The organism is Streptomyces stelliscabiei, assembly GCF_014873495.1.
Classification (GTDB): Bacteria; Actinomycetota; Actinomycetes; order Streptomycetales; family Streptomycetaceae; genus Streptomyces; species Streptomyces bottropensis.
On the sequence record NZ_JADBGF010000001.1, the window covers coordinates 9,241,293 to 9,254,630 of the forward strand.

Sequence of the window (13,338 nt, forward strand, 5' to 3'; positions counted from 1 at the left end):
CCGCCGGCGAGGCCGCGTGCTCAGCGGTAGCAGGTGGCGACCCCCGGGCGCCACGGGCAGGCCAGGGCGGCGAAGCCACCGTTGGCGGTGACGTCGACGGTGAGCGGGTCGCCGCCGCGCAGGACCCGGCGGTCCTGGACGAGGCCGTCGGCGCCGTCCCGGACCGTCTCGACCAGCCAGCGGCCGGAGCCCAGGGACAGCGGCACCTCGGCGGTGCGGGCCGCGCCGGCGTACACCCCGCCGACGAACCAGCGGTCGCCGCTGCGGCGGGCGAGCACCGCCTCCTGACCGGGCTGTCCGGCCAGGAGCCGGGTGTCGTCCCAGGCGGCGGGGACCTGGTCGAAGTAGGCGCGGGCGAGCGGGCGGGCGTCGTACGACTCGGGAGTGCCCGCGAACATCTGCAGGCCCGACTCGTAGGCGACGGAGAGCCCCACCTCGGCCGCGTCGGAGTTGGGGCGCAGTCCGACGCGCTGGAAGGCGCCGGGGGTGAAGTCCATGGAGCCGATGACGTTACGGGTGAAGGGCAGGGTGGTGAGGTGGGCGGCGGTGTTGGTGCGCTTCTCCTCGCCCGCGACGCCTTCCAGGGTCATGACGTGCGGCCAGGTGCGCTGGATGCCCTTGGGGATCGTGGAGCCGTGGAAGTTGACCAGGAGGTGGTGGGCGGCGGTCTCCGGGAGGATCGCGTCGTACCAGCGGAGCGTGGCCTGCGCCTCGGAGTCCATGAAGTCGATCTTGACGCCCTTGACGCCCCAGCGTTCCAGGGTGGGCAGCCACCGGGCGCGTTCCTCGGCCGTGTCGAGGTCGCGCTGGTGGATCCAGACGATGATGCCGACCCCCTTGGCGCGCGCGTACTCGACGAGTTCGGGCATCCAGCTGGTGGTCTGCCAGTCCGGGTCGGTGGTGTCCCAGGCGTCGGACCTGAAGTACCAGCCCGCGTCGACGGCCTCGTAGGGCCAGCCGCGTTCGGCGGCGTAGTCGACGTACGCCTTCTGCGCCGCGAGGCTCTGGCCGGCAGGTCGGCCGCCGGCGAGCCAGGTCCACAGGGCGGTGCCGGGCCGGATCCAGGAGGGGTCGCGGATCTCGGAGGCGGGGGCCAGGTCATCGGTGAAGGTGGAGCGGGTCACGGTGGCGAGGTCGCCGGTGACCATGGCCCGCCAGGGGGTGGTGAGGGGGCCGTCGGTGACGACCCGGTCGTCGGCGAGCCTGATCCGGTAGGTGCCCGTGCCCTGCTCGTGGCTGAGCCGGGCGCCGGAGTAGGCGCCGGTGAGGTCGGACTCGGCGAGCAGGGTGTAGCCGCCGTCGGTCGCGAACAGCGCCTGGTCCGCGTACGCGCCGGTGGGCGCGCTCGCGGCGGTGTACTGGACGAACTGCCCCTCGTTGTCGGCCCGGTAGGTGCCGAGCCACGCCTTGGCGTCCGCCGGAAGGCTGAACGCGGAGGTCTCGCCGAGCACGTCGCCGTACCCGGCGGGCAGGACGTACCGGTAGGCGACGCCGTCGGCGGAGGCGCGGACGACGAGGTCGAGCCGGGCACCGGCGGTGGTCGCGAACGACAGCCGGCTCTCGTTCATCCGCACCCGGCGTTCCAGCCGCTTGCCGGCGCTCGTCCGGTACCGCTCGTCGATCACCCTGTCCTTGCGGTGTACGAAGCGCAGCCCCTGGGACAGGTCGGCCCGTTCGGTGACGATGCCGACGGGCGACGGCTCGATCACCGTACGGCCGCCGCGGGACACCGTCAGGCTCAGGGCGCCGGTGGTGGAGTCCAGGGACACCCGCGCGCGGGGTGCGTGCGCCGTCGCGGACACGGTCCAGGCGCGGTCGTGCGGTTCGGCCCGCGCGGGCACGGTCGTGAGCAGCGTGGCCACCAGCCCGGCGCAGAGCCCGGCGACCGCGGTCCTGATCGGAACCGCCATGAGAATCCTCCCTGTTGCTGTGTACGTGGCCCTCGGACGGTGGCTGCTACGGCAGTCCCCAGGCGGCACCCGGCTCGCTGACGGCGACCGGTTCGATGACGAGGTCGGGCCGGGAGCCGGAGTGGACGAGCACCTCGCGGCCCTGGGGCAGGTCGATGGCGAGGGTGCCGTCGCCCAGGTCGTCGGTGCGGGCCGGGGTGCCGTCGTCGAGGAGGACGGTGAGGCGGCCGGCGAGCCCGTGCCGCAGCTTCAGCGGTTCACCGGCCAGGCTCCTGATCCGGATGAACCGGGTCGTCCCCGCCCTGCGGACGGCGCTGACCAGGAAGGCCCCCTGGGTGCGGAAGTCGTGCAAGGTCACGTCCGCCCAGGCGGAGGGGACGGCGGGGAAGACACGGATCACGCCGCCCCAGCTCTGGCAGAACATGTCGTGCAGCGACTGCGAGGCGGACAGCGGTGTCTCGATCACCGGACCGGCCTCGGTGTAGTGGGTGTTGGGCCGGCAGGGGTAGCGGGTGGTGGGGTCGAAGAACTTCCGCAGGTAGGTGATCGCGGTGTCGCCGTCGCCGGCCATCGCGTACATCGACGCGGCCCCCGTGTAGCTGTAGCCCCGGTGGGCGCCGGGCAGCGCGTGCCAGCGGACGACCGACCTGGTGATCAGGTCACGGTTCTCGGGCTGCTCCCAGTTGACGAGGTACAGCGGATACACCATCAGCAGATGCGAGTAGTGCCGGTGGGACTGCGCGTACGGGGTGTCGGCTCCGATCATGAAGCCGTTGTCGTCGACCGGGTACGGGGTGAGCCGGGCCAGCACCTCCTGCCAGCGCGGGATCAACTCGTCGTCCACGCCGAGGAGTTCGGCGGAATCGATGAGCGTGCGGCAGCCCCAGCGGATGAGGGCCAGGTCGTAGTTGGTGTCCTGCGGCGGCACGACCGGATACTCGGGGGACAGCGTGCTCGGCAGATGCAGCCTGCCGTCGCTGCCCGGGGTGAGGAAGTGCAGGTAGTAGTTGATCGCCCGGCGCAGCACCGGGAAGACCGTGTCGCGCAGCAGGGCCTCGTCCATGGAGTGCCGGTAGGTCAGCCACACGTTGTGCAGCGCCCAGGTGAGGTCGCCCACCTCGGCGCCGGTGCCCGGTCGGCCCACGTTCCGGGTGGCGAACATGTCGGAGCTGCGGCCGACGCCGGAGCTGTCCGCGCGGTAGGCGGCCGGCACGTTGGCGATGAGCTGTTCCTGGTTCTGGCGCACGGTGGTGGCGAGCGAGTCGAGTTCCAGGTGGTTGGAGCCGTGCACGAGCCAGTACTCCAGCTGGACGTTGAGGTTCCACCACACCGCCGGCCACGGGGTCGGTTCCAGCCAGGGGCCGCAGGTGGCCATGACGGGGCCGCCCGCGCGGCTGGCGGAGGCGACCTTGTAGAGCTGGATCCAGTGGAAGCTCTGCAGCCGTTCGTCGGGGAACGAGACGAAGCTCTTGGGGTAGAAGGCGTGCCACCAGTCGCGATGCCGCCGGCGAAGGGTGTTGTACGACTTGGCGCGCCGGAGGTGCCGTAGCGAGTCGGCCTCGGCGGCGGTCGTGGAGGGGGCGCTGTGGCCGACGGCGAGCAGCAGTTCGTCGCCGTCGCGGCGGTAGGCGGTGGCCGTCTGGCCGCCGATGAGCGGCTGGAGCACCTGCTCGGTGCCCTCGGCGGTGGTCCGGGTCGTCCAGGGCGGGTGGGCGGTGTAGCCGGCGGGCGGGGCCTCGCTGATCCTCCGGGGGCTGACGGCCTCCTCGGGGTGGAAGGTCCAGACGACGCGTTCGCCGCCGGCCGCCGTCACGCGGGTGGCCAGTACCTCGTCGTGGACGAGGGCGGAGAGGGTGAGGGTGCCGGCGGTGGTGGTGACGGTGCCGGTCAGCTCGGCGTTCCACAGGCTCAGCCGCCAGTCGACGGCGGTGATGGTGCCGACCGGGTCGAGCGTGAGGTGGCCGACCGGCAGCCGGCAGGTGCCCCAGCCGCTGCCGAACTCGGGCCGGTGGTCCTGGACGCGGCCGTGCTGGACGGTGAACCGGATCCGGTTGGCGTCCGGTTCCTGGTAGATCATGCTGCCGAGCAGCCCGTCGCCGAGGAACGGGCCCTCGTACCAGCGGGTGGGCGGTCTGCTCCAGCGCAGGTCCTGCTCACGCAGGAACCGGTCCCAGGAGCGGTCGGTGGTCATCGTGTCGCGGAGTTGCCAGGGGCGTCCGCTCCCCGGGGCGGCCGGCGCATCGGTGCCGATGGCCGGTGCCGCCGTCGGTAAGGGGGGTCCGGCATGGGCCGTTCCGGGCAGGGCCGCCGCTGCCGCGCCGCCCAGCGCGGTGCCGATCACGGCACGGCGGGGCAGGGGGGAGTGCTTCCCCGACTGCGAGGTCATCATCGTCCTCCATACCTGACGGATCATCGATACATCGGGTGTATCGGCGAACCTAGGCAGGGTCGAGGGGCCTGTCAATGGGGCGGCCGGTGGCGAGATTCCGTGCAACATGGGCCTGAATTAGCCTGTCTCGCCGAGGAATTGGCCTCCATGCTCACTCTGGCACCTGGTCCAGACGTTTGCACTCCTCCGATGTTTCCTGCCGCGGAAGGACAAGGCTGATGAAGAGACGAACCGTCCTGCGGGCGGGAGCGGGTCTGCTGGCCGGCGGCACGGTCGCCGCTGCCCCCGCCGCCGACCCGACCGCCGTCCCGACCACGCCCCCCACTGCCGTCCGGGCCGCCGACCCGACCGACGGCTGGACCCGGACCGCGTTCACGTACAGCTGGCACAAGCCCTGGAACCTCGACCTGAGCGACCGCCACAGCCACACCGGGGGCGTCCACCGCGTGTGGGTGTACGCCACCGACGAGCCCTTCGAGCAGGGCAGCTCCACCGGCCCGCGCACGGAGATGCGCTGGAAGAACGACTACACCACCGGCGATCGCATGTGGGACGCCGACGTCTACCTCCCGGCCGGCACCGACCGCGCGTCCTTCGTCCAGATCCTGCGGACCCGACGCCCCTCGGGCACCCCGGCCACGGACATCATGCTCAACGTCCACGACACCGACGGCGGCACCGTGCGCCGCTACGACGGCACGGTCCTCAAAACCGGCGCCTACGACACCTGGTTCAACGTGAAGATCGCCCACGAGGCGAGCAGCGGAACCGGCACCGTCAAGGTCTATCTCGACAACTCCCTCGTGCTCACGGTCGCCGACCGCGGCCCCGCCACCCGCTACTTCAAGAACGGCGTCTACCACCACGGCTCCGGCCGCGCCGAGGCCCGCTTCCGCGACATCACCCACTGGACCCGCTGACCGGGCCCGGCGCGGGAGCGCGGCGGCCGCCTCCCGCGCACCCGGGCACGGGTGCGCAGGTCACCGCCCAGTAGAGTGCGCCTCTGTCGTTACCGAGAACCGCCCCCGATCCGCCCGAGGTACCGCGCAGTGACCCCCGCACGACCAGGACCGCCGTACGCCGTCACCGTCGTCGGGCTCGGCGCCGACGGCTGGCGCGGCCTCCCCGCCGCCTCCCGGGCGGCCCTGCGCGAGGCCGGGGTCCTGATCGGTGCCCCCCGGCAGCTCGACCTGCTGCCGCCGGAGTGCGCGGGCGAGCGGATCACCTGGCCCTCGCCCCTGCGGCCCGCGGTCCCCGCCCTGCTCGCCGCGCACTCCGACCGCCGGATCGCCGTACTGGCCAGCGGCGACCCCATGTTCTACGGCATCGGCCGCGCCCTCGCCGAGGAGGCCGGCGACCGGCTGCGCGTCCTGCCGCACCCCTCCTCCGTCTCCTACGCCGCCGCCCGCCTCGGCTGGCCGCTGGAGGACGTCGAGGTCGTCACGCTCGTCGGCCGGCCCGCCGCCCGCCTGGCCGCCGCCCTGCACGACGGCCGACGGCTCCTCGTGCTCAGCGCGGACGCCGGCACACCCGCCGAGGTCGCGGTCCTGCTGCGGGACCGGGGCTTCGGACCGAGCCGGATGCGGGTCCTGGAACAGCTCGGCGGCGAGAGGGAACGCACGGGCGAGGAGACCACCGCCGACGACTGGGAGCCCGCGCACCCGCCCGGCGACCCCCTCAACATCGTCGCCGTCGAGTGCCGACGGGCCCCGGACGCTCTCCGCCTCGGTGCCGGGCCCGGCCTCCCCGACGAGGCGTACGAGCACGACGGGCAGCTCACCAAGCGGTACGTGCGCGCCGCCACGCTGGCCGCGCTGGCCCCGGCACCCGGCGAACTCCTCTGGGACATCGGCGGCGGCTCGGGCTCGATCGCGATCGAGTGGATGCGCACGCACCCCTCGTGCCGGGCGCTGACCGTCGAACGCGACCCGGTCCGCGCCGCACGCATCACCCGCAACGCCGACCGGCTCGGCGTGCCCGGCCTGCGGGTCGTCACCGGGGCCGCGCCCGCCGCCCTGGCCGAACTGCCGCCGCCCGACGCCGTGTTCATCGGCGGCGGGCTCACCGCGCCCGGCCTCCTCGACGCCTGCCGGCAGGCCCTGCCGGTGGGCGGGCGGCTGGTCGCCAACACCGTGACGCTGGAGTCCGAGGCCGTCCTCGCCGCCGCCCACCGCCGCCACGGCGGGGAGCTGGTGCGGCTCTCCGTGGCGCACGCCGTGCCCGTGGGCGGCTTCACCGGGTGGCGGCAGGCGATGCCGGTGACCCAGTGGGCCGTACGCAGGACCAGCCTCGACACCGCCGACACCCCTTCGGGAGCAGACAGATGACCGTGTACTTCATCGGCGCCGGCCCCGGTGCCGCCGACCTGATCACGGTCCGGGGCGCCCGCAGGCTCGCCGCCTGCGGGGTCTGCCTGTACGCGGGCAGCCTCGTCCCGCGTGACCTGCTGGCCGAATGCCCGCCGGACGCGCGGCTGGTGGACACCGCCCAGCTGGACCTGGACCAGATCACCGCCGAGCTGGTGCGCGCGCACGAGGAGGGTCACGACGTGGCCCGGCTGCACTCGGGGGACCCGTCCGTGTTCAGCGCGGTCGCCGAGCAGATGCGGCGGCTGGACGCGGCGGGAGTGCCGTACGAGGTGGTGCCGGGGGTGCCCGCGTTCGCCGCGGCGGCGGCGGCGCTGAAGCGGGAGCTGACCGTGCCCACGGTCGGGCAGACCGTCATCCTCACGCGGATCGCGCAGCGGGCCACGGCCATGCCGGCGGGTGAGGATCTGGCCACGCTCGGCCGGAGCGGGGCGCTGATCGTGCTGCACCTGGCCGCGCGGTACGTGGACCGGGTCGTGGAGGAGCTTGTGCCGCACTACGGGGCGGACTGTCCTGCCGCGGTCGTCGCGTATGCCTCGCGGCCCGACGAGCTGATCCTCCGGGGGACGTTGGAGGAGATCGCCGGGCAGGTGAAGGCGGCGGGTGTGCTGCGTACGGCTGTGATCATGGTCGGGCGGACGCTGGGGGCGGAGCAGTTCCGGGACAGCCACCTGTACTCGCCGGAGCGGGACCGGCACGAGTGTTGAGGGGCGGGGTGGGTGCGTTGTCGGGTGCGGGTGAGTGGGGGCTTCTCGCGCAGTTCCCCGCGCCCCTAGAAGCCCAGGCCCCGCGGGCCTGAAAGACACATCCCTGCGGGCCTGAAGGACACGGCCCTGCGGGTCTGGGAGCGGCGGCCCTTCGGGCTCGAAAAGCATGGGGCGCAGCCCCTGCTTTTCAGGGGCGCGGGGAACTGCGCGAGAAGCCCCACCGGACCCGCACCCGACGACGCACCCAAGCCGGCCCCCGCACTCAGCGGACCTCGCTGCGGCCCACGATCGTCCCCGCGCGGTCGATGCAGATGACGTCGACCGCGACGGGCGCGCCCCGCAGCACGGACAGTGCCTCGTCGCGGGCCGCCACCGCGACCAGGTCGCCGAGCGGCACCCCGGCCGCCGCGCACAGCTGGAGCGCGGCGAGCCCGGTGTTGGCCCCGGCCACCTCGACGGCCAGCGCCTCGTCCGCGCCACCGCGCCGGGCGAGGTCCGCGAGGAAGCCCTTGTCGACCTGGGAGCGGGCGGAGTGCAGGTCGAGATGGCCGGCGGCGAGCTTGGAGAGCTTGGCGAAACCACCGCAGATCGTCAGCCGCTCCACGGGGTGGCGGCGCACGTACTTGAGGACCGCGCCCGCGAAGTCACCCATGTCCAGCAGGGCGTCCTCGGGCAGCGCGTACGCGGCGACGACCGTCTTCTCCGACGTCGACCCCGTGCACCCGGCGAGATGCGTACGTCCGGCCGCCCGCGCCACGTCGACGCCCCGCCGGATGGAGTCGATCCACGCCGAGCAGGAGTACGGGACGACGATCCCGGTCGTCCCCAGGATGGACAGCCCGCCGAGGATGCCCAGGCGCGGGTTCCAGGTGGAGCGGGCGATCTCCTCGCCGTGGTCGACGCCGACGGTGATCTCGACGTCGCCCGTGCCGCCGTGCCGGGCCGCGACCTCGGCGACGTGGTCCCGCATCATCTGCCGCGGGACCGGGTTCACGGCCGGTTCCCCGACGGGCAGGGGCAGACCCGGACGGGTGACCGTCCCGACCCCGGGACCGGCCCGGAAGACCACCCCCGCCCCGGCGGGCAGCCGCCGTACGGTGACCCGGACCAGCGCGCCGTGCGTGACGTCCGGGTCGTCGCCCGCGTCCTTCACGATCCCCGCCGTCGCGCTGTCGCCGGTCAGCTCCTCGACGGCCAGCGCGAACGACGGCGTCTGCCCCCTCGGCAGGGTGATGGTCACCGGGTCGGGGAACTCGCCGGTCAGCAGCGCGGTGTACGCGGCCGTCGTGGCGGCCGTCGCACAGGCGCCGGTGGTCCAGCCGGGCCGCAGACCGGTGTGCTTGAGTTGGGCCGCGCGACCGCCCTTCGCCGCACCCCCGCCCCCGTCGGCACCCTGCTTCTCGTCACTGCTCATGATCGGACCCGGACTTCCATGCACGTACTGATACTCGGCGGAACCACGGAGGCCCGCCGCCTGGCCGAACTGCTGCACGGCACCCCGGGCCTGCGGCTGACCAGCTCCCTCGCCGGACGGGTGGCGAACCCCCGGCTGCCCCCGGGCGAGGTCCGCGTCGGCGGCTTCGGCGGGGCCGAGGGGCTGGCCGCCTGGCTGCGCGAGCACCGGGTGGACGCGCTCATCGACGCCACCCATCCTTTCGCCGGGACCATGAGTTTCCACGCGGCACGGGCGGCCGCCACCACCCATGTTCCCCTGCTCGCGCTGCGCCGGCCCGGCTGGGTCCCGGCCACCGGCGACGACTGGCACGACGTCGGCTCACTGGCGGAGGCGGCGCGGCTGCTGCCCACGCTCGGGCGCCGCGTGTTCCTCACCACCGGGCGCATGGGCCTGGCCGTGTTCGCCGCCCTGGACGACCTGTGGTTCCTCGTCCGGTCCGTGGACCCGCCCGAGGCCCCGTACCCGGCCCGGACGGAGGTACTGCTCGACCGGGGCCCCTTCACCCTGGACGGGGAGCGGGACCTCCTGCGCCGCCACCGCGTCGACGTCGTCGTGACGAAGGACAGCGGAGGCGCCGCGACCGCACCGAAGCTGACCGCCGCCCGGGAGGCCGCGGTGCCCGTGGTCGTGGTGCGCAGGCCCCCCGCGCCCGAGGGCGTCACCGTGGTGCCGGACCCGCAGGCCGCGGCCCGCTGGGTGGGCGAGCGCCTCCACGCCCGCTGACCCCCGACCGCCGCACGGGCCTCCGCCCCGCTCACGCCCGCGCTTCCCCTCCGCTCACGCCTCCGGGTACCGGCGGGGTGTCCACACGATCTGCTCACCGTCCCCGCGCCGGACCACCCGCGTCTGCGAGGAGCCGACGAGCAGGATCGTCCGCATGTCGACCTCGGCCGGGTCCAGGTCGGCCAGCCGTACGATCCGTACGCGCTCACCGGAGCCGCCCACGTCCCGGGCGACCACCACCGGGGTGTCCGGAGCCCGGTGCTCCAGCAGCAGCTCACGCGCCTTGCCCACCTGCCAGGTACGGCTGCGCGAGCCCGGGTTGTACAGGGCCAGCACCAGGTCCGCCGAGGCCGCCGCCCGCAGCCGCTCGGCGATGACCTCCCAGGGCTTGAGCCGGTCGGAGAGGGAGAGCGTGGCGTAGTCGTGGCCGAGCGGGGCGCCCGCGCGGGCGGCGGCCGCGTTGGCGGCGGTCACCCCCGGCAGCACCCGCACCGGCACGTCCGCGTACTCCTCCTGCGCGGCGGCCTCCAGCACGGCCGTCGCCATGGCGAAGACCCCCGGGTCGCCCCCGGAGACGACCGCGACCCGACGCCCGCGCCGGGCCAGATCGAGGGCGAACTCGGCGCGCTCCGACTCGACCCGGTTGTCCGAGCCGTGCCGGACCTGACCCGCGCGCCGGGGCACCCGGTCCAGGTAGGTGGTGTAACCGACCAGGTCGTCGGCGGCGGCGAGCGCGCCCCGCGTCTCCGGCGTCAGCCACAGCGGCCCGGCGGGCCCGGTGCCGACCACGACGACCTCGCCCCGCTCCCGGGCCTCGGGCCGCTCGGTGTCGACCTGGCTGGGCAGCACGGCCACCGAGAAGTACGGCACCGACTCCGGGTCCACGTCCGCCAGTGCGCCGATGCGCTCCCCGGGCATGGTGGCCCGCTCGACATAGCGGGCCTCGCCGAGCCGGCCCGAACTCTCCAGCGCGCCGCGGACCTTGGTGAACGTCCGCCCCAGCTTCATCACCACGGCCACGTCGGTCGCGGCGAGCCGTGCGGTCAGCTCCTCCTCGGGCAGGGTGCCCGGCAGGATCGTCAGCACCTCCTCGCCCTCGACGAGCGGTGTGCCCAGCCGGGCTGCCGCGGCGGACACGGAGGTGACTCCGGGGACGACCTCGGTGTCGTAGCGGTCCACGAGCCGCTTGTGCATGTGCATGTAGGAGCCGTAGAAGAGCGGGTCGCCCTCCGCGAGGACCGCGACCGTGCGGCCCGCGTCGAGATGCGCGGCCAGTCGGGCCGACGCCTGCGCGTAGAACTCCTCCATCGCGCCCTTGTAGCCGCCCGGGTGGTCGGTGGTCTCCGTCGTCAGCGGGTAGACCAGCCGCTCCTCGATGTGGTCGGCGCGCAGGTGCTTCGCGGCGATCGAGCGCGCGATGGAACGGCCGTGCCGGGCGCTGTGATACGCGATCACATCCGCCGCGGAGATCACCTCCACGGCCCGGACGGTCATCAGGGACGGGTCACCGGGGCCGAGCCCGACCCCGTACAGCTTGCCGCTCACTCTTCCTCACTCGCGATCGCGTTCAGCGCGGCGGCGGCGATGGCGCTTCCGCCCCGCCGGCCGCGTACGACGATGTGCTCCAGGCCCGAGGGGTGCGCGGCGAGCGCGTCCTTGGACTCGGCGGCGCCCACGAACCCGACCGGCACGCCGATGACGGCGGCGGGCCGGGGCGCGCCCTCCTCGATCATCTCCAGCAGCCGGAACAGCGCGGTGGGCGCGTTCCCGACGGCCACGACCGCCCCCTCCAGCCGGTCCCGCCACAGCTCCAGCGCGGCGGCGCTGCGCGTGGTGCCGAGCCTCGCCGCCAGCTCGGGCACGCCCGGGGCGGAGAGCGTGCACAGCACGTCGTTGTCGGCGGGCAGCCGCTTGCGGGTGACCCCGCTGGCCACCATCTTGACGTCGGTGAAGATCGGTGCCCCGGCACGCAGGGCCTCGCGGGCGCGGGCCACCACGTCGGGGGTGTACGCCAGGTCCCGTACGAGGTCGACCATTCCGCAGGCGTGGATCATCCGTACCGCGACCTGGCTGACGTCGACGGGCAGGGCCGCGAGGTCCGCCTCCGCGCGGATGGTGGCGAAGGACTGCCGGTAGATCGCCGGGCCGTCCTTCTCGTAGTCGTACGTGGTCACGGTGGTCTTCTCGCTGCTCTCGGTCGTCGTACGGGTGTCGTCGGTGCGGGTCGTGCTCGTCTGCGGCCTACGAGGTGATCTCCTCCAGGGCGGTGGCGAGTCGGGAGGCGTCCTCCAGGGGCGCGGTCCGGGGGTCGTGTCCGGGGACCGCGCGGGAGAGCCGGTAGCCGCCGTCCGGCACGGCCACCACGTCGACGCGTTCGCCCCGGGGATGTCCGCAGCGGCGCTCGCAGCCGGACCAGTACAGGGGGAGGCCGCCGCCGTGCCGGGCCGCGTCGAGGTGCGCGGTCGCGTCCGCCCGTACGTCCGCCAGGGACTTGGCGCAGCCGGGCCGCCCGATGCAGGCGCCGACGCGGAGCCAGGGGGAGGCGGGATCGGTGACGAGTCCGGCCCCGGACAGCCGGGCGAGCGCGTCGGCCGCCCGCTCCTCGCCCAGGCCCGGAACCGGGACCACGACTCCGCGCCAGGGCGTCAGCCGCAGTTCACGGCGGGCGGTCGTGGACGCGAGAGCGGTCAACTCCCGCCACTGCGGGGCGGTGAGGCGGCCGAGGGGGGCGTGTACGGACAGGGCCTCGCCCACGGCTCCGGGGGGCGGACCCTCGGCCGGGGCCGGCCCCCTCGCCGTACGCGGCCGGCTCACCGCCTCGATCCCGGTGGCGGCCAGACGGTCACGGACCAGGGGGAACAGCCCGTCCGGGAGCGGGAGTTCGGTCACGCGCCAGACGCGGGACCCGCTCTCCCGCGCCGCCGCCAGGAAGGTCTCGGCGGCCGTCAGCGCGGCCCGGGGCGCGTCCTCGCCGGAGACCGACAGGGCCTCGGCGGCCGTGCCGAGGCTCAAGCGCGCGCCGCCGTCCGCCTCCGCCCGCAGGGTCACGTCGGCGTCGAGCCCGGCCACGTCCCCCCGCCCGTCGTCGAGCGCGAACAGGAACCGGCCGGACAACTCCCGCGCCGCCTCGCTCGCACACAGTGCCGCGTCGAGGCCCGACAGCCAGGGCCGTACGTCCCGCAGGCCCCGCCCGTCGAGGCCGGACAGCGGGGAGGCGACGATGTTGCGCACCCGTTCGTGTGCGGGGGAGGGGAGCAGCCCGGCCGCGTCCAGCGCCTCGGCCAGCGCGCCCCCGCAGCCGTCGGCGAGCCCCCGCAGTTGCACGTTGCCGCGTGAGGTGAGGTGAAGATCACCGTCGCCGAGCCGCCGGGCCGCCTCCGCGAGCGCCTCGGCCTGGCGGACGGTCAGTACCCCACCGGGCACCCGGACCCGCGCCAGCGCCCCGTCGTCCGCCGCGTGCAGCCGCAGCGTCCCCGGGCAGGCGTCACCACGGTCCCGTGTGACCGCCGTGGCCTGGGACGATGATCGGACGGGAGGCGTGGACATGGCCGCGAGCATACCCACCGGCATCGGGGACGTACTCTCCGCCCTTTTGAGGCGACCCTTACTATGCTGCTTGGCGGATCATCCGGTCCGCCGACGCCACCACGGCGCTAGGGTCTGTCGTCATATTCCCTAGGGGAGGAAGCCCGGTGTGAGTCCGGCGCGGTCCCGCCACTGTGAGTCCGTCCCAGGAGGGGCGGGCAAGTCAGGAACTCCCTTCCCCGTACCCCTCGGCCCGTCCGAG

General features: G+C 74.3%; 10 protein-coding genes and 1 riboswitch. Of the genes, 4 read left to right on the forward strand and 6 right to left on the reverse strand.

What is annotated here, in order from left to right:
- Positions 1 to 20: 20 nt before the first annotated feature.
- Both H4687_RS40355 and H4687_RS40360 read right to left on the reverse strand, forming a co-directional pair.
- Positions 21 to 1,910: a glycoside hydrolase family 97 protein gene (locus H4687_RS40355; RefSeq protein ID WP_046913004.1), complete on the reverse strand. Its 1,890-nt coding sequence runs from the start codon at positions 1,908 to 1,910 to the stop codon at positions 21 to 23.
- A gap of 46 nt (positions 1,911 to 1,956) precedes the next feature.
- A complete protein-coding gene (locus H4687_RS40360; RefSeq protein WP_179859951.1) occupies positions 1,957 to 4,296 on the reverse strand; it encodes a glycosyl hydrolase family 95 catalytic domain-containing protein in 2,340 nt (779 codons plus the stop codon).
- 221 nt (positions 4,297 to 4,517) lie between these two features.
- Between H4687_RS40360 and H4687_RS40365 the strand changes: the two genes are divergently transcribed.
- The 3 genes from H4687_RS40365 to cobM all read left to right on the forward strand — a co-directional run bounded on the left by H4687_RS40365 (position 4,518) and on the right by cobM (position 7,372).
- Positions 4,518 to 5,219: a cinnamyl-alcohol dehydrogenase gene (locus H4687_RS40365; RefSeq protein ID WP_046913003.1), complete on the forward strand. Its 702-nt coding sequence runs from the start codon at positions 4,518 to 4,520 to the stop codon at positions 5,217 to 5,219.
- Between the two features lie 129 nt (positions 5,220 to 5,348).
- The gene (locus H4687_RS40370; protein ID WP_046913002.1) at positions 5,349 to 6,626 is read left to right on the forward strand and encodes a bifunctional cobalt-precorrin-7 (C(5))-methyltransferase/cobalt-precorrin-6B (C(15))-methyltransferase; all 1,278 of its coding nucleotides are present in this window, start codon (positions 5,349 to 5,351) and stop codon (positions 6,624 to 6,626) included.
- Positions 6,623 to 7,372, forward strand: coding sequence for a precorrin-4 C(11)-methyltransferase (cobM, locus tag H4687_RS40375; RefSeq protein WP_046913001.1), 750 nt, complete (start codon positions 6,623 to 6,625; stop codon positions 7,370 to 7,372). The genes H4687_RS40370 and cobM overlap by 4 nt, the downstream gene beginning before the upstream one ends.
- 262 nt (positions 7,373 to 7,634) lie before the next feature.
- On the opposite strand, the gene H4687_RS40380 is transcribed toward cobM, so the two are convergent.
- Positions 7,635 to 8,786, reverse strand: coding sequence for a cobalt-precorrin-5B (C(1))-methyltransferase (locus tag H4687_RS40380; RefSeq protein ID WP_046913000.1), 1,152 nt, complete (start codon positions 8,784 to 8,786; stop codon positions 7,635 to 7,637).
- 18 nt (positions 8,787 to 8,804) lie between these two features.
- Here H4687_RS40380 and H4687_RS40385 point away from each other — a divergent pair, with 18 nt between their 5' ends.
- Positions 8,805 to 9,551 carry a cobalt-precorrin-6A reductase gene (locus H4687_RS40385; RefSeq protein WP_046912999.1) on the forward strand — a complete coding sequence of 249 codons (747 nt, stop codon included), beginning with the start codon at positions 8,805 to 8,807 and terminating at the stop codon, positions 9,549 to 9,551.
- A gap of 54 nt (positions 9,552 to 9,605) precedes the next feature.
- Here H4687_RS40385 and H4687_RS40390 read toward each other — a convergent pair whose 3' ends face one another.
- From H4687_RS40390 to cobG, 3 genes are all read right to left on the reverse strand, one after another.
- Positions 9,606 to 11,096 carry a precorrin-2 C(20)-methyltransferase gene (locus H4687_RS40390; RefSeq protein ID WP_046912998.1) on the reverse strand — a complete coding sequence of 497 codons (1,491 nt, stop codon included), beginning with the start codon at positions 11,094 to 11,096 and terminating at the stop codon, positions 9,606 to 9,608.
- Entirely contained in the window at positions 11,093 to 11,725 is a 633-nt protein-coding gene (locus tag H4687_RS40395; RefSeq protein WP_046912997.1) for a precorrin-8X methylmutase, read from the reverse strand. Before H4687_RS40395 ends, H4687_RS40390 begins: the two co-directional genes overlap by 4 nt.
- A 67-nt stretch (positions 11,726 to 11,792) precedes the next feature.
- Positions 11,793 to 13,121, reverse strand: coding sequence for a precorrin-3B synthase (cobG, locus tag H4687_RS40400; RefSeq protein WP_046912996.1), 1,329 nt, complete (start codon positions 13,119 to 13,121; stop codon positions 11,793 to 11,795).
- Between the two features lie 111 nt (positions 13,122 to 13,232).
- A riboswitch (cobalamin riboswitch) is annotated at positions 13,233 to 13,309 on the forward strand.
- The last annotated feature ends 29 nt before the right edge of the window (positions 13,310 to 13,338 follow it).